This is a genomic window from Spongiibacter sp. IMCC21906 (genome assembly GCF_001010805.1).
GTDB lineage: Bacteria > Pseudomonadota > Gammaproteobacteria > Pseudomonadales > Spongiibacteraceae > Spongiibacter.
Window position 1 is genome coordinate 1,428,365 of record NZ_CP011477.1, and the last position, 16,202, is coordinate 1,444,566.

The 16,202-nt window shown below is 51.9% G+C and carries 16 protein-coding genes; 10 read left to right on the forward strand and 6 right to left on the reverse strand.

Annotated features, from left to right (window positions below):
• Nucleotides 1–29 precede the first annotated feature (29 nt).
• Genes IMCC21906_RS06520 through IMCC21906_RS16270 form a run of 3 tightly spaced genes read left to right on the forward strand, consistent with a single transcriptional unit; the run spans nt 30 to nt 2,110 of the window.
• Nucleotides 30–485: a copper chaperone PCu(A)C gene (locus IMCC21906_RS06520; RefSeq protein ID WP_052763404.1), complete on the forward strand. Its 456-nt coding sequence runs from the start codon at nt 30–32 to the stop codon at nt 483–485.
• Nucleotides 485–1,519, forward strand: a complete 1,035-nt coding sequence (locus tag IMCC21906_RS06525) for a DUF2333 family protein (RefSeq protein WP_047011492.1) — start codon at nt 485–487, stop codon at nt 1,517–1,519. Before IMCC21906_RS06520 ends, IMCC21906_RS06525 begins: the two co-directional genes overlap by 1 nt.
• A gap of 3 nt (nt 1,520–1,522) precedes the next feature.
• Entirely contained in the window at nt 1,523–2,110 is a 588-nt protein-coding gene (locus IMCC21906_RS16270) for a YajG family lipoprotein (RefSeq protein WP_052763405.1), read from the forward strand.
• A gap of 75 nt (nt 2,111–2,185) precedes the next feature.
• Here IMCC21906_RS16270 and IMCC21906_RS06535 read toward each other — a convergent pair whose 3' ends face one another.
• Nucleotides 2,186–3,187 (reverse strand): adenosine kinase, encoded by a 1,002-nt coding sequence (locus IMCC21906_RS06535; RefSeq protein WP_047011493.1) that lies wholly within the window; start codon nt 3,185–3,187, stop codon nt 2,186–2,188.
• An 80-nt stretch (nt 3,188–3,267) separates the two neighbouring features.
• Here IMCC21906_RS06535 and mrcB point away from each other — a divergent pair, with 80 nt between their 5' ends.
• Both mrcB and IMCC21906_RS16970 read left to right on the forward strand, forming a co-directional pair.
• The gene (mrcB, locus tag IMCC21906_RS06540; protein ID WP_197085963.1) at nt 3,268–5,424 is read left to right on the forward strand and encodes a penicillin-binding protein 1B; all 2,157 of its coding nucleotides are present in this window, start codon (nt 3,268–3,270) and stop codon (nt 5,422–5,424) included.
• A complete protein-coding gene (locus IMCC21906_RS16970) occupies nt 5,412–5,561 on the forward strand; it encodes a hypothetical protein (RefSeq protein WP_197085964.1) in 150 nt (49 codons plus the stop codon). The genes mrcB and IMCC21906_RS16970 overlap by 13 nt, the downstream gene beginning before the upstream one ends.
• A 229-nt stretch (nt 5,562–5,790) precedes the next feature.
• On the opposite strand, the gene IMCC21906_RS06545 is transcribed toward IMCC21906_RS16970, so the two are convergent.
• From IMCC21906_RS06545 to IMCC21906_RS06555, 3 genes are all read right to left on the reverse strand, one after another.
• Nucleotides 5,791–6,294, reverse strand: coding sequence for a TIGR02281 family clan AA aspartic protease (locus IMCC21906_RS06545; protein ID WP_047011494.1), 504 nt, complete (start codon nt 6,292–6,294; stop codon nt 5,791–5,793).
• 8 nt (nt 6,295–6,302) lie between these two features.
• The gene (locus IMCC21906_RS06550; RefSeq protein WP_047011495.1) at nt 6,303–7,757 is read right to left on the reverse strand and encodes an ATP-binding cassette domain-containing protein; all 1,455 of its coding nucleotides are present in this window, start codon (nt 7,755–7,757) and stop codon (nt 6,303–6,305) included.
• Between the two features lie 108 nt (nt 7,758–7,865).
• Nucleotides 7,866–8,741, reverse strand: coding sequence for an LOG family protein (locus IMCC21906_RS06555; RefSeq protein WP_047011496.1), 876 nt, complete (start codon nt 8,739–8,741; stop codon nt 7,866–7,868).
• A 169-nt stretch (nt 8,742–8,910) separates the two neighbouring features.
• On the opposite strand from IMCC21906_RS06555, the gene IMCC21906_RS06560 reads away from it, so the two are divergent.
• Nucleotides 8,911–9,789 (forward strand): DUF1295 domain-containing protein, encoded by an 879-nt coding sequence (locus tag IMCC21906_RS06560; protein ID WP_156166005.1) that lies wholly within the window; start codon nt 8,911–8,913, stop codon nt 9,787–9,789.
• Between the two features lie 258 nt (nt 9,790–10,047).
• Here IMCC21906_RS06560 and IMCC21906_RS16810 read toward each other — a convergent pair whose 3' ends face one another.
• Nucleotides 10,048–10,389 carry a hypothetical protein gene (locus IMCC21906_RS16810; protein WP_156166006.1) on the reverse strand — a complete coding sequence of 114 codons (342 nt, stop codon included), beginning with the start codon at nt 10,387–10,389 and terminating at the stop codon, nt 10,048–10,050.
• Between the two features lie 188 nt (nt 10,390–10,577).
• Here IMCC21906_RS16810 and IMCC21906_RS06565 point away from each other — a divergent pair, with 188 nt between their 5' ends.
• The 4 genes from IMCC21906_RS06565 (at nt 10,578) to IMCC21906_RS06580 (ending at nt 14,997) form a co-directional block, all read left to right on the forward strand.
• Nucleotides 10,578–12,137: a cation:proton antiporter family protein gene (locus tag IMCC21906_RS06565; RefSeq protein ID WP_052763406.1), complete on the forward strand. Its 1,560-nt coding sequence runs from the start codon at nt 10,578–10,580 to the stop codon at nt 12,135–12,137.
• Nucleotides 12,138–12,329: 192 nt separating this feature from the next.
• Complete coding sequence (locus IMCC21906_RS06570) at nt 12,330–13,643, forward strand: DUF2157 domain-containing protein (RefSeq protein WP_047011498.1); 1,314 nt, start codon at nt 12,330–12,332, stop codon at nt 13,641–13,643.
• Nucleotides 13,636–14,643: a GDYXXLXY domain-containing protein gene (locus IMCC21906_RS06575; RefSeq protein ID WP_047011499.1), complete on the forward strand. Its 1,008-nt coding sequence runs from the start codon at nt 13,636–13,638 to the stop codon at nt 14,641–14,643. Before IMCC21906_RS06570 ends, IMCC21906_RS06575 begins: the two co-directional genes overlap by 8 nt.
• Before the next feature lie 189 nt (nt 14,644–14,832).
• Nucleotides 14,833–14,997 (forward strand): hypothetical protein, encoded by a 165-nt coding sequence (locus IMCC21906_RS06580; RefSeq protein ID WP_197086012.1) that lies wholly within the window; start codon nt 14,833–14,835, stop codon nt 14,995–14,997.
• 76 nt (nt 14,998–15,073) lie between these two features.
• Here the strand turns inward: IMCC21906_RS06580 and IMCC21906_RS06585 are convergent, their stop codons facing one another.
• Nucleotides 15,074–16,063, reverse strand: coding sequence for an integron integrase (locus IMCC21906_RS06585; protein ID WP_047011501.1), 990 nt, complete (start codon nt 16,061–16,063; stop codon nt 15,074–15,076).
• Nucleotides 16,064–16,202: the final 139 nt, after the last annotated feature.

Here is a 16,202-nt window from a genome sequence, read left to right on the forward strand (position 1 = left end):
AAATAGCTTGCAGGCTTACAGGAGGACGAGTGAATAGACTGTTTGTTACGTTATTGTGCTTAATGTTATCCCTACCGGCGACGGCATTGAGCGTCAGTGACGCCTATGTAAGGGGTTTGCCGCCGGGACAAAAAAATACCGCTGCCTTCTTTGTGTTAAAAAATGATGGCGACAAGAATATTGTGCTTAGTCCCGGTCGCAGTGATGCAGTGGCTGCACTGGAAATTCACGGTCACGAGCAGTTGAGCGGCATGATGCGCATGCGCAAGAAAGAACAGCTGGAAATCGCCCCCGGAGAAACCTTAAGTTTTTCCCCTGGCGGCCTTCACTTAATGATGATCGGTTTAAAAAAACCGTTAAAAGACGGGGATACGGTCAGTTTTTCTTTGCGCTTAAATGATAAAGAAGAATTGACAATTACGGCGCCGGTGATCAGCGTATTAAAAATGGATCATTCCAAACACCAGCATAATGGGGAGCATTAATGGCCTTAGCGAAAGTAAGCGCTTTTTTTCAAGGTATTCGCGAGAGTCTTCACGACCGCTTCGGCGATGCCCTGCCGAAAGTTATCGGCGGTGTGTTGCTGGTGTATTTACTGGTCATTAGCATCTTGGGTATTTACTGGAGTTTTACCCCAGACCCGCCTGAGACTCAGTATTTCCAACAAGATACTCACAGCCGTGTTGTTGGGGCCGCTACTACTTCAGCGTTGATTGATGTGGCAGAAACCATGTTGAACAAACCGGGCGGCTTTATTAGCAACGACATAACGCCCCCCGGTTTGTTTATGGATAACATGCCCGCTTGGGAATATGGCGTGTTGATTCAGGTGCGTGACTTGAGCCGGGCTATGCGAGAAAGTTTTAGTCGCTCCCAGTCACAGTCCCAGGAAGATGTGGACCTGGCCAAGGCCGAACCCCGCTTTAACTTTTCCAATAACAGTTGGGCAATTCCCGCCTCTGAGTCGGAATATCGCCAAGCGATTAAGCATCTTAAGTCGTATCGCGATCGTTTAAATGATGCGAAAGACCCAGACGCACAGTTTTATTCCCGAGCCGATAACTTGCGGTATTGGTTAACGGTGGTGGAATCGCGGATGGGCAGCTTATCCCAACGTCTTAGTGCCAGTGTGGGTCGGCCTAGGCTTAATACGGATTTGGCCAATGACCCCAATGCGCGGCAATCGACACCGGCGTCGTCTGAAAAACGGGTGAAAACCCCGTGGTTGAAAATTGACGATGTGTTTTATGAAGCAAAAGGCAGCTCCTGGGCGTTAATGCATTTCTTAAAAGCGGTTGAAGTGGATTTTGCCGACGTGCTTAAAAACAAAAATGCCACAGTGAGTCTGCGACAAATCATTCGGGAGCTGGAGGGAACCCAGCAAAGTATGTACAGCCCAATGATCTTAAATGGTACTGGCTTTGGGCTTTTGGCCAACCACTCGCTGGTGATGGGCTCGTATATTTCCCGGGCTAATGCTGCAATCATCGACTTACGCGATCTTTTGTCTCAAGGATAAATCATGAATAGCCATCGTATTCTTCAGTTTTTTGTACTCGGCGGGGCCTTGTTGCTGGCGGCTTGTGCGCAAAGCCCCCAAACCATTCAGGTGGCGCCGGTATTCCCTGAAGCAGATAAGCAAGTGGGCCAAAACCAGCCGGTGCATGTCCGGGTCAGTGATCAGCGCGACAATAAAGTGCTGGGTAGCCGTGGTGGTGTTTACCGAGAAACCGCCACCTTTAGTCTGGCTAACGACCTTTCTTTAGCGGTGCAGCCTGAGCTAGAAAAATACATGGCGGCAATGGGCTTTGATGTGGGTAGCCTCAGCGCTAACACCACCGATTTGCACGTAATTTTTGAGTCACTGGTTTACGATCACCCTAAAGACAGCGGTATAGGTCACGATATGAAAATGTCGGCAGGGGTAAAAGTTGAGGCGTCTAAGCAAGACGGTAGCCGCTACGATGGCCGTTATCGTGTGAATAAACAGCAGAAGTTTTTCAACGCCCCCAGCAGTTCACAGAATAAAGACTTGGTGAACGAACTGGTGGTAGAAGTGATACAGAATATGCTGGCAGATCCCAAGCTAATGCGGTTTATTCAGCAGTGATGCTTGTTGAAATGATATGAAAATGGCGCCTGAAGGCGCCATTTTCATATCTGCCTATTCTGCTCAGCGGAGGTCCTAACCAAATACCGCTTTCAGGGCATCTTGGTGGGAGTCGCCGGGTAAACGCGGGCCGTATTGCGTGACCACCATTGCCGCCGCGTAGGTAGCTAACTGGCCTGCTTGTTGGTAGCCAAAGCCGTTGGTAATGCCATATAAAAAGGCACCCGCAAACATATCGCCTGCACCGTTGGTATCTACAGCCTGAACGGGCACAGCGGGAATGCTGTGTAATGACTGACCATCGTAAATCAGTGCACCATTTGCGCCTAGGGTAATGGCGAAGGTCTTGGCGACCTGTTTCAAGGCCTCTGCGGCTTCGTCCAAGTGTTCAGTTTTGGCCCAGCCCAGTGCTTCGGCTTCATTGCAAAACAGCAAGTCCACGCCGTTGTCACCGAGCATTTCTTGTAAACCCTCGCGGAAAAATTCCACCATGCCGGGGTCAGAAAAGCTCAGTGCTGTTTTGCCGCCATTGCGCTCGGCTATTTCCCGGCCACGAATGGCGGCGGCTCTGCCAGTATCCGAGGTAACCAGGTAGCCTTCCATATAGTAATAATCTGATAGGGCAACGGCTTCTTCATTCAATTCTTTCAGTGACAGCTCGGCGCTAATACCCAAATGGGTGTTCATGCTGCGCTCGGCATCGGGACTTACCAAGACCAAACACTTGCCAGTCACACCGGGATCTTTAGGGCTATCGAATTCGCTGTTCACCCCGGCTTGACGAATATCATTCATAAACAAGTTGCCAAACTCGTCATTGGCAACCTTGCCTGAAAAATAGGTTTTGGCGCCAAAATAACTCGCCGCGCAAACTGAGTTGCAGGCCGAGCCGCCACTGGCTTGTTTGGAGTGAACCAAATGTCCTTGCAGTTGGTCCAACAGCTCTTGCTGGCGGGCCTCGTCCACTAAGGTCATCAGGCCTTTGTCTACACCCATGGTTTGCAATTCGGTATCGCTGACCTGGATTTCTGTGTCCACCAACGCTGCGCCGATGCCATAGAGGTGATATTTTTTCATCTTATTTGCCAGTTACTTGCGGTAAAGTGGCGCTATTATCCGGTTTGACGGGGGTTTTGCAATTTTGTTGGTTTTACTAAATGGCTAAGAAACGCACCAAGAAGCCCGTAAAGGGCCGTAAGCTCTCACTATGGGGCGGCTTATTTCTCAAGCTATCGCTGGTCGGCGTGGTGCTGATGTTGATTGTGTTTGCGTACTTCGATGCTCAGGTGCGTGGAGCGTTTGACCATCAGCAATATGATAAGCCCGCCAAGGTCTATGCTCGGCCCTTGGTATTGGCCAGCGGTGCGATACTCACAGCGTACGAGCTGGAATCGGAGCTGGAAACCTTAGGTTATCAACGATCGCGGTTATTCAGTCAGCCCGGTAGTTATTACCGGGAAGGCGACCACTTTAATATTCATCTGCGGCCTTTTGATTTTGCCGATGGTGTTCGGGACGCCAAAATCATTGAAGTAGAAATGGGGCCGACCACCGTCTCCGTGGTCAGAGACAAGCTGGGTCGTCGGCTTGCCGAAGCGCAGCTTGATCCGATGGTCATCGGTGGGGTTTATCCCGGCCGTCACGAAGACCGGCTGATGCTGGGCTTAGATGAAGTGCCCAGCATGTTAATAGAAACCCTGTTGCAGGTTGAAGATAGCGGTTTTTATCAGCATTTTGGTATCTCGCCCCGCAGCATCGCCCGTGCTTTTGTGGCAAATATAAAAGCAGGCCGTACGGTACAGGGTGGCAGTACGCTGACCCAACAGCTGGTTAAAAACACGATTTTGAGTAATGAGCGCAGTCTTTGGCGTAAGGCCAAAGAAGCGGTCATGTCGATACTGACCGAGATTCATTACAGCAAAGACCGGATTCTCGAAGCTTATATCAATGAAGTTTATCTTGGTCAGGAGGGCAATCGGGCCATCCACGGTTTTGGGCTTGCGGCGCGGCATTATTACAATCGCCCCCTTCATGAGCTAAACCTGTCTCAAACGGCTATGTTGGTGGGGCTGGTCAAAGGTCCTTCTTATTACGATCCCTGGCGTCATCCCGAGCGGGCCAAACGGCGCCGCAATATTGTGTTGGCAGAGCTGGCAGAACGTAACTGGCTGACTTCTGAGCAGTTGGCGGGGTGGAAGGCCCAGCCACTGGGCTTGGCAAAAAGCTCTGCACTGGAAGGCTTTTATCCCGCTTATGTTGATCTGGTAAGACGCCAGTTGAGTCGGGATTATCAACGACAGGACTTGCAAACCAAGGGCCTGAGAATTTTTACCCCGTTTGACCCCGTGCTGCAGCGCCGGGCAGAAAATGCTACCGAGAAAGCGTTAAAGAGTTTGTCTGAGCGGGTAAAAGACCTGCAGGTGGCGATGGTGGTCACCCGGGTCGATAGCGGCGATGTGGTGGCGGTAATCGGGGGCGGTCAGCCCCGTTACGCTGGTTTTAATCGCGCCCTGGACGCATTGCGGCCCATTGGCTCGCTGGCTAAACCGGCTGTTTATCTGGCGGCCTTGGCGCAACCCGAACGCTTTAATCTGGTGTCGCCACTGCGAGATCAGCCCATATCGGTACCGTTGCCCAATGGCGATGTGTGGCGGCCTTCAAATTACGATAATAAAAGTCACGGTATTGTGCCTTTGCACGAAGCCTTGTCTCACTCCTATAACTTAGCTACCGCGCACCTGGGGATGTCAGTGGGCGTAGACAAAGTGATGGAGACCTTTAAAACCCTGGGCATCCAGCGACCGTTACTGGAAGTGCCGTCGATGTTTTTAGGGGCCGCTGCCTTGGCGCCGATAGAAGTAGCGGGCATGTATCAGACCATTGCAGCCAATGGGCGCTTTACACCGCTAAGAACCATTTACGCCATCTCTGACGATGAGGGTAAGTTGTTGGCGCGATACCCGCAAAAGCCTAAGCAGGTTATTAATCCCGCGCCGGTGCACGCCTTGCAATACGCCATGTTGGAAACCGTACGCGAGGGCACGGGGAGAAGTGTTTACCAAATGCTCCCCAAAGATTATCGGGTGGCAGGTAAAACCGGCACCAGTAATAAAACCCGTGACTCGTGGTTTGCCGGTTTTGCCGGTGATTATATGGCCGTGGTTTGGATGGGTAAGGACGACAATTCCTCAACCGGCTTAACCGGAGCCAGCGGTGCGCTGCGTGTATGGCGACAATTTATGGCTGAAGCCAGTACCGAACAAATGCCTTTCTCGCCAGTGCGGGCATTGAATATCAATGGGTGGATAGCCTGAGCGGCAAGCTCACCCAGTCATGGTGTGACAATGCCCGTTACATGCCCTTTATTAAAGGTAGCGAACCCCGTGAAACCAGTGGCTGTGTGCCCGATGGCGAAAAAGCCTGGTCGTGGTTTAAGGGTATTTTTGATTAGTCTGAACTGTCCAGACAGGATTTGAAGAGAGAGGTCAGGCATTAATGGCACTGACTTTGTACTCTTAAGCTCGTCATCCCCGCGTAGGTGGGAATGACTAAAATTGCCGAGGCCTTAAGTCAGCGGCATTCCCTTCTGGTACAAGTCGTTTCTGACACCGCTGCTGTTTGGCGGTGAAGGTGGTGGGTGAGGGGTGTTATCAAGCCGTCAGTCTCATTTCGCGCTAGCGTCAATACTGACGAATAAGCAGCTGACCGTCTTTTTGAATAAGCTCTAAGTCTTTTAAAAATGACATTCCCAGCAGAACCTCGTCGATACCGTGGTTGTCATCGCTGATGGATGCGGCCACATTTCTTACCTCAATATTGCCTAGTCGCACGCTGTTAAGGCGGCTGTAGCTGACAGGAATAATGCCTCCCGCCGTGCGGGCTTGGCCCCGGCCGGTTACATCCAGCTGGAGCTGCTCTGCAAGAGAGCGCGAAAGCGCCACCAAAGTTGCACCGGTGTCGACGATAAAGGTCACCTCCTGACCGTTGATGCTGCCTCTGGCGATATAGTGGCTGCCCTGGGATCGGGTCAGCGCCACTTCGCGGTAATTCTGACCGTCGCGAATGGTGGGCTCAGTTTGACCTTGCAGGTAATCGTTGAATCCCCAGATCAGCAAAGCAAACAACACCAGCCAGAATAAGATCAGCATGGTGGCCGCAGGTTTTTTATTTGCTGGCTCGGTCATCGTCGCGTTTAGCTTGTGCGAATGGCGGCGGTGTAGCCGCCCTTATCGGATGGCACCAAATCTAAAAACTGATTGATACATTCTGGCACTTCTTCGCTGCGGTGGCTGACGAAGAGAATGCGGGTATGACCGGCGGCGGCAATTTGGTCTACGGCGCCTAATAAGCGATTTTTCTGTTCATTATCCAGACCGATGCAGGGCTCGTCTAATATCAGAATTTCAGGTGATTTCACCATTGCCCGTAACAGCAATATCATACGCTGCTCGCCAAAAGATAATCGGTCGAAGCGTTGGTCTCGGCAGTGTAGCAATTCCAGTGCATCCAGCCATGCCAGCAATCGCTGTCGTTCGGCGTCGCCGTAGTCGTTATAGAGTCCGACTGAATCGAATAAACCGGATGCCACCACATCAATGACTTTGCTGCGTTTTAAGTTGCTGAGCTGCATGCTGGTGTTGAGCAGGCCGAAGTGCGATTTCACGTCCCAAACACTTTCACCACTGCCGCGCTGCTTGCCAAACAACACGACCGTTTGGCCGTAGGCTTTGTCGTTTTCGCCGCAGAGCAAGCCGAGCAGGGTGGACTTGCCCGCGCCGTTGGGACCGCTGATACAGCAGTGCTGGTCTGGCATTAGCGTCCAGTTTACGTCGCTGAGTACCTGCTTGCCCCGGAAGTTCACGTTCACATCTTTTAGCTCAATCAGTGCTTGGCCAGCGGGGTAATCCGGGGCCGGTTCGATGGGCAGTGCTTTGCTGAAATGGTGGCGGCGGGCAGATTTTTGCTTGGCTTCAGCGGCGCTGCATTCGCCAGTAATGGCGCCCTCTTCCATCAAAAATACTGTGTCGATGGCGTTGGGAATATCGTTGGCGTCTTTGGTCAACAGCAGCAGTGGCGTTGGCGCTTGCACTAACTCATCGAGCAAATTAGTCATTTGCTGTTGGGCATTTTTGTCTAGCCCTTCAAAGGGATTGTCTAAAATCAGCGCCTTGGGCTTGGCGAGCATGGCTCTGGCCAACAAGGTTTTACGGCTCTCGCCTGTGGAAATAAAGCGAATGCCCTGTTCCAGAATATGCTCTATGCCCAAGCGGCTGCAGAGCTGGGTAAAGGTGTCTGACTCCGGTTGGCCCTGCAAAATAGCGTTGCGTACGGTGGTGCCAACATCAAAGGCATCGGCGCGGGTTTCGCTGTCGTCAAAGCGGCGGTCTTTCTCCATTAATTCCTTGTGCAAATCAAAGGAGATATGGGCAATGTCTTTGGCTTGAATACCGTCACCGTAAATGACCTCGCCATGATTGGGGCGAAGGTTGTCGATGATCAGTTTGGCCAAAGTGGTTTTACCGGCACCATTGCCGCCGAGTATGGCGATATGGCTGCCCGCAGGCCAAGCCCAGTTGATATGGTCAAAGGTGAGCTCAAGCTGGTAGGCAAAGCGCACATCGCGCAATTCGATCAAAGAGGTAGACATAATTGAATTCAAGGCTGGAAAAACGAGCCGGCAATCATACCTGTTTTGCCGGCATTTTTCTGCTGATTTGATGCTTGGCCGTTAGACCTTAGTGGCTCGGAGTTGGTGTTAACACGCGTTGCTCCGGCCGGTGTTTAAATCATAAAACTCCACAATGCTTTGCCAGGCTTGCTCGGCGGAGTCCACTACGCTAATCATATTGACGTCTTCTGGGCTAATTACCCCTTCGTCGCGCAGAAACTCCAGGTTAATCGCCTGCCGCCAAAATTCATGGCCCAACAAAATCACCGGAACCCGTTTGGATCGACCGGTTTGAATAAGGGTTAGGGCTTCAAAGAGCTCGTCCATGGTGCCAAAACCGCCGGGACAAACCACCAGTGCTTTGGCCCTGAGCATAAAATGCATCTTGCGAATGCCAAAATAATGAAAGCGAAAGCAGAACTCGGGGCTGATATAGGGATTGGGAAACTGTTCGTGGGGTAGCACAATATTTAAGCCGATGGACTTGCCTTTGGCATCCATTGCGCCGCGATTGGCCGCTTCCATAATGCCGGGGCCGCCGCCAGTCATCACATATAAGCGCTCTTTTTCTTCACAGTGGCTTGAGTGTTCCGTAACCAGCTGGCCTATGCGCCGGGCTTCTTCATAATAGTGGCTGTTACGCTCATCCCGTTTGGCGGCCCGAATCGCCGCTGGGTCGCCCGCTTCTTGAGCAATCTTTAGCGCCTCGGCGGCATCTTCAGGAGCAAGGAAACGAGCACTGCCAAATACCACAATGGTGGATTGCACGCCGTGTTCCTTTAGGATCATCTCCGGCTTTTGCAGCTCCAGATGAAAACGCACACCGCGCAATTCCTCTTTTAATAAAAAGTCCTGGTCGCTAAAAGCCAAGCGGTAGGCAGGGGGCATGTCCATTTCATTTTCGAACATATCCTCTCTGGCAGAGGGAAAGTTAGCGTCTGTCAGGCTGGAGGGTTTTCTCATAAACTCGGTCTCTCTTATCGCTATTTATACTGTGAGTTAAGCTGGTGTAGGGTGCGAATGCCAGTGTTATATCGCAGGCGTTTTCTAAAAGTTACGGTTGCTATCATGTTAAGGATCATCGTTTTGTGTGTCAGCGACGTAACAACGCTAAATACCGGGTAGAGGTAAGATGATGAATAAATGGCCCTCGCTTGCTGCCGTGCTGGTAGTGGTTTTAATTGCAGCGCTAATAGCGACATTGGCTGGGCAAAATCTAAGCTTGGCGCTGGGTGTGAATAGTTTGTTGTTACTGGCGGGCTGGATTTTTTTGATTCAGTGGTTGGGCTTTTTGCATGCCTGGTTTACTCAGACCGAGCGCTATTACGACCTGTTGGGCAGTCTGACGTATATCTCTGCTACGGTGTTGGCGTTGGGGTTTGCCGAGTCGCTGGATGTTCGTCGGATTATTTTAGCCGCTGTTGTGCTGGCGTGGGCGGGACGGTTAGGAATGTTCTTATTCAAGCGCATTGTGGCCGCGGGTAAAGACAGCCGTTTTGATGATATTAAACCCTATTGGTATCGTTTTTTAATGGCGTGGACGTTGCAGGGCTTGTGGGTGTTTTTAACCTTGAGCGGAGTGCTGATTTGTCTGTTGGCAAAAACATCGCTGGCAATAGGCTATTTAGGCGTGCTGGGGCTGTTGGTTTGGCTGGCGGGTTTTGTTATTGAAGTGTTTGCCGATGCCCAAAAACAGGAATTCCGTAAGAACCCCGCCAATCGCCAGCAATTTATACACTCGGGACTTTGGGCTTGGTCGCGACACCCCAACTATTTTGGTGAGATTGTCATGTGGCTGGGAGTGGCACTTATGGCGCTGCCAGTCTTTGCGGGTTGGCAGTATTTGGGCTTGGTCTCACCGCTGTTTGTGTACCTGGTGTTGACCAAAATCAGCGGCATACCCATGCTGGAAAAATCCGCAGAATCCCGCTGGGGCGATGACCCCGCATATCAAGCCTATGTCCGCGACACCCCGGTGTTGTGGCCAAAGGCACCGCGTTCTTCTCAGTGAGATTGTGGGGTCCGGACTTTGAATCACCGCCAGTGTTAAAACGTTTCTCCGAGCAACTGGATCCCGGCTCGCTATCGCGTCCGGGATGACGGGGCGGTGTTGTCGTCATACCGGCCCCCGGCTCGTAGGCCGGGGCAGGCTTTGAGCTTGTATCCAGTAAGCCACCGTAGTTTGAGCTACAGCCAGTGCTAAAACGTTTCTCTGAGCAGCTGGATCCCGGCTCGCTATCGCGTCCGGGATGACGGGGCGGTGTTGTCGTCATACCGGCCCTGAGCCGGTATCCAGTAAGCCACCGTAGTTGGAGCCACTGCCAGTGTTAAAACGTTTCTCCGAGCAACTGGATCCCGGCTCGCTATCGCGTCCGGGATGACGAAGTGGGGGAATCATCTGGCTGTGTCCAGCATGACTGGGCGGTATCATCCCTCTCTGCCTGAAATGGCAGAGGGGCGTCGTGCTGTGTTCGGGATGACGAAGTGAGGGGTATCGTTGATCTCCCCATGCCGTTATACCGGCCCCCGGCTCGTAGGCCGGGGCAGGCTTTGAGCCGGTATCCAGTAATCCGCCGTAGCTTGAGTCACCGCCAGTGCTAAAACGTTCCACCGAGCAACTGGAGCCCGGCTCGCTATCGCGTCCGGGATGACGGGGAGGAGGATCATCCTGCTACGTTCTGGGTGATGGAAGTAGGATCAGTATGTGCGATTCTGGTCTGAGCCTGTTTTAATAGTCTTTCTGTTTATTGTGGCTAACGAGTCAGACGCCGCGGTCTTCGATAACAAGGAATTGCGTTGATGATAGAACCCTTACTTGTCGCTATGGCTTTTCTGATCGGATTGCTATTCCGGCGAATAGGGACGCCGCCTTTGCTGGGGTATCTGGCGGCGGGTTTTTTTGCCGGTGCGTTGAATATCGGCGATGCGGTGCAAATTAATAAGCTCGCAGATTTGGGCATTGTACTGTTGTTGTTCACCATCGGGCTCAAACTGAATCCTCGGCAGCTGATGGCACCGCAGGTCTGGGCGGTGGCGGGTTTGCATACGGCGATTGTGGTGCCGCTGACCGCAGCGGTGCTGATGTTGCTGCATTTTCTTATTCCGGGTTTGGCGCAGCTTGAGCCTAAGTTAGCTTGGACCTTGGCTTTTGCCTTGTCGTTTTCTAGCACGGTGTTTGCGGTCAAGATATTTGATGAGCGGGGCGAGGGCGCTGCGCTTCACGCCAAAATCGCCATCGGTATTTTAATTATCCAAGATATTATGGCGGTGATTTATTTGGTGGCCACCGCCGAGCACCCACCGTCGCCCTGGGCTGTTGGCTTGTTAGCTTTGCCCCTGCTGCGGCCGGTGATGATTTATTTCATGCGCCAAGCGGGCCACGGTGAGCTGCTGGTGTTGTTTGGTTTCTCTGTGGCGCTCGGCAGTGCGGCGTTGTTTGAAGTGCTGCATTTAAAGGCGGGTTTGGGCGCGCTTATTTTTGGGGTGTTGCTATCAAACGCCAGCAAAAGTGCCGAGTTGTACAAAGAGCTGATTAATTTTAAAGATATTTTCTTAACTGCATTTTTTCTCAGTGTTGGCTATTACGGCCTGCCAAGCGGGCAAATGTTGGTGGTGGCGGTTTTACTGTCATTGTTAATCTTCTTACGGCCGATGATTTATTTTGGTCTGCTGCTGTTATTCCGTCTGCGGGCGCGCACCTCCATGCTCACGGGATTATCTTTGTTTAACTACAGTGAGTTTGGCCTCATTGTGGCAGCCTTGGCTGTGCAAGGGGGTGTGTTACCCGCCCAGTGGTTAACAACACTGGCCGTGGCAATGGCCTTATCACTCTTTGTTGCTGTGCCTTTCAATACCCATATCCACCGACTCTATGCGCAAATGGCGCCGCGCTTACAGCGGCTTGAGCGCAAGCAGCTGTTAATGCAGGAGCGGGGTGTCGATTTGGGTGACGCTGAAATTGTGATATTGGGAATGGGGCGGATTGGCTCCGGCGCTTACGCTTATCTTAATGAGCATTTTCCCGGCACGATTGTTGGTGTAGAAGAGAGTGCCGAGAAGGCGCTTAAGCATGAAGCAGAGGGGCTGCGTTGCGTGTTTGGTGACGCCAGCGATAGAGACTTTTTGGAGCGGGCAGAGCTGCACCGACGCAAAATGTTGTTGATTAGTCTGACCAATCATTCTGAAAATATCGATGTGGTTAAATTACTACAACAGCTAAATTACCGCGGTAAAATTGCGGTGGTATCGCGGTTTCCAGACCAAGCCAAAGAGCTGGAAGATATGGGTTGTATTACGTTTAACCTCTATGCAGAAGCGGGTCATGGTTTTGCAGAGCGAGCGATGGAGGAGATTGCTTAAGGAGCCGTAGCTGGCAAGGCGGTATGGCAAGGGGCTCCCTAGAGGACATGTCTGGCCGCCAGATGCTCAAGCACTATACTTCAGGAATTAGCGCACAAATCCGATTTATTTTTCATGGCAGACTCGCCGTAAGATGGGTAAATGGCCCATGATGACGACTTGATATAAGCGCGACAGGATGTGGATCGTAGTATGGAGAACAACAACGCGTGGTTGCAGGCTGAGCTTGCTCAGTGGGTGCGAGAAGGGCTGATTAGCGACGAGCAAGCTCGACGGCTTTACGCCCGTTATCCCATCATGCAAGACAGCGCCAGGCGTCGTAGCCAGCCTTGGGGCAAGCTTATCTTCTCGGCTTTGGGCGTGTTGGTATTTGGCCTTGGCATTATTCTTTTATTTGCCTATAACTGGGATGCTATGCACCGCTATGCCAAATTGGCCGTGATTGGTCTCTCCCTTGTTATCGCCCACAGTGCCGGGTTTTACTTACAAACACGTAAAAAACAAGCTCGTCTTGCTGACTGTTTCCACTTATTGGGTACGATGTTGTTTGGTGCCGGGATCTGGCTGGTTTCCCAGATTTACCATATCAGTGGCCATTACCCCGATGCCTTTATGCTCTGGGCAGGCGGTGCTGTCATTATGGCGTGGGTTTTACCCTCGGCGGCGCAGGGTATGTTGGCTGCCGTATTAATTGTGCTGTGGAGTGGTTTGGAGATTTTTGAATTCCAGACATTTCACCAGTTGGGAACATGGGGCTTGGTGCTGACAATACTGCCCTTGGCGTGGCTGCAGCGCTCACTGCCGTTATTTGGTCTCAGTCTACTGCTGTTGCCGTTAAGCTATTGCTTCACGGTGAGCGCGCTAAACGACGTTCTGGTGTTGTTATCGCTGTGGTGGATCGCCGGGGCATACTTGGCACTTTCTCGCTTGTCTTCCGCTTCGCCCTTTCCGGAAAGCAGTAAGCCGCTGCGAAAAATCGCTTTACTTATATTGCTGCCGCTCTTGTTTCTGAGCAGTTTTATGGATATTGCCGATACCAGTTTGGTGGCCGTATTTTCAAATGCTTATCAGACCGCGTATTACACGCTTCCCTTATTAGCGTTTATTGCAAGCTGGAGCGTGGTCATACTTCGGGAACAAAGTCGGCCCCAGCATCTTCGTGATTGGTTTGAATCCGCGATGGTTATTCTTAGTGGCATACTGGTGCTTGGCTTGAGCCTGGGGCTGAATATCGCTGTCCTTGCCTGTGTGATGGCCAACTTTTTTGTGCTGGGGTTTGCGCTGTTATTTATTTGGCGGGGGACCGAATCGGTGCACTGGCGGCTCACCACCTTGGGGTGCTTATTGTTGGCAGCACTAGTTTTTGCCCGGTTTAACGATTTGTTTGAAAGCCTGTTGGCAAGGGCGGTGGTGTTTTTGCTATTAGGCGCGGTGATGTTTGTGGTGGGGCTGCGTTACTCCCGTCAAAGCGAGCGGCAAAAAATCATGAGGTCACGGCATGCGTAGCGCATTGATTATTGCCGCAGTGGTGGCGCAGCTATTGGTGCTGGTGATAATGGCTGGCCAGCGAGAGTGGATTTTGCAAAAGGGTGAGCGGGTGTATATCCGAACGGCACCCGTCGATCCACGGGACCCTATGCGGGGCGACTATGTTCGCCTGAGCTACGCACTTAACTCTCAAAGTCTTTCTGCGTTTAAAGGGGGTTCTACTGAGAAGCTCCAGCGCGGCAGCCGGGTTTATGCGGTGTTGCGCAAGCATTATGACGACCTCTATGAATTGGATTACCTAAGCCAGCAACGCCCCACAAAAATGCCGTTTATCACAGGCCGGGTGCGCTACGTTTATGACGACGTGCTACAAGGTTATGTCGATATTGATTACGGTATTGAACAGTTATTTGTGCAGCAGGGCAAAGGTCTCGATATTGAAAAACGTCGGGGCCAGCGCGACAGCTTGCAGGTGCCAATGGAGGTCGAGCTTGCCATAGGTGATGCAGGCCAGGCACAGATTACCAATTATCGCTGGAGCCCATTGGGTATTCAATTACGGCGATTGGACAGAGACAATACTGGCGCTGCAACAAATGACGGCCCCCGCAGCCCAGTGCTGGAATTTAGCCTGCAGAATGTTTCTGATGAGGTACTGAGTATTGTCGATGGCGACAGTCACTGTGCGCTGCAGCTGCAAATGCTGTCCGGCCGGGGCGGTTTTGCAAAACCCCGCTACCAGTTATGTGGCCCCACCGAGCTAGATAAGGAGCAGACCATTACCTTGGCACCGGGGCAGTCCCACACCGTGGTCGTCGATTTAAATCAGCCCCGTTGGTATATGCAGTCTAGCCGCGACGGCGATCGTTGGGGCAGTATTGCTGAACTGGCAGCAACACAGCGGTTCCGTTTATTGTATAAACCACATAGTGTCTCAGAACTTAAGACCGGGCTACAGAACGTATGGCCAGGCAGTATTGTCAGCTCAGCCTTTAATGCAAGAGGACAAATTGATTAGTTAGTGGAATCTTTTACACCTATAACTAATCAAAAAACGTGGTTGTCCCTTCAAACCAAAAAGGGGTAAACACAAGTATATTTTTTTCAGGGAAAAGGGGGACAGATTTATTTTTGTTTAAACCTTGACCACTACAAATTGAAAACCGCGTGAAAATAAATCTGTCCCCTTTTTATGAAAAACGGCGCCGTGAAATGGACCGGCACCCGGGTAGACCTGGTGTTTGGCTCCAACTCCCAACTGCTGGCCCTGAGTGAAGCTTATGCCCAGAACGACGCCAAAGAAAAGTTTGTAAACGACTTTGTCGCCGCCTGGACCAAGGTGATGAACGCAGACCGGTTTGACCTGGCCTGACGGTCTGGCTGCAACGCACTCGCTAAGGCCCCGTGCGGGGCCTTTTTTGTTCTCTCTCGGGCAGCATGCGATGCTGCTATTTCGTCTTGGCCCCGGTAACCAACAGCGCGCTCAAGGGGCTGCGTACACCGTGGGCGCCCTGTTTCAACACATGGGTGTAAATTTCGGTTGTCTTTACATCACTGTGCCCCAACTGCTGCTGCACCGTGCGAATGTCGGCGCCGGACTGTAGCAGGTGAGTGGCAAAGGAATGGCGCAAAGTATGGCTACCGACCTGCTTCTCAATACCGGCGGCACTGGCCGCCTGGCGAAGTACCTTGTTGATTCCGGTTTCATCAATGTGATGACGGCGTAAATTGCTTGTTCCAGGTTCGATACTCAAGCGCGTAGCCGGGAATAGGTATTGCCAGGGGAGTTGCTTATTAGCCTTGGGATTTTTGCGGGCCAGCGCATCTGGCATCCATACGCCAGAAAATTCGGGATGCGCCAAATCCTCCTGCAACAACAACGCAACGCGCTGCTTTTGGGTTAGCAAGGCCGGAACCAGCTCAGGTGCAAGTGTAGTCAAGCGGTGCTTGTTACCCTTGCCATTCCAGACCTGCAATTGCAACAGGTTTGGCTCTACATCTTTAACCCGCAGCCGCACAAGCTCGATGCGGCGCAGCCCCGATCCGTAAAGCAACGCGACCATTAACTTATGGACACCTGTCAGCGCGCCTAAAAGCCGCATCACCTCGTCATGGGTCAACACGGTTGGCAGCTTCGCCTGACGGGAGGCTCGGCGGAACTGTGATACATCGCCGATGGGTTGCTGCAAAAATTTATCGTAAAGAAACACCAGCGCATTTAAAGCAATTGCCTGGGTAGCCGCAGACACATTGCGTTCGGTCGCCAGGAAAGTGAGAAACTCCTCCACCGCTGAAGGCGCAAGCGCTGTCGGGTGTTTCTTGTCGTGAAAGACTATGAAATACTTGATCCAGTACAGATACGAGTCCACGGTTCGGCGACTGTAACGACGAACCAGCATATATTTTTGAATGGAATCGAGAAAAGGTGAAGACGACATGGATGAATACTCCTCCCTGAGTGCTACTTATCAATGGCCATTCCTTGGCCGACAGTCTCATTATCGTGAACGTTTCACGATTTCGCCAGTCATGTGGTTGGCTGGCGAAATTTCATGTTGATTTTCAGCAGGTTACAAG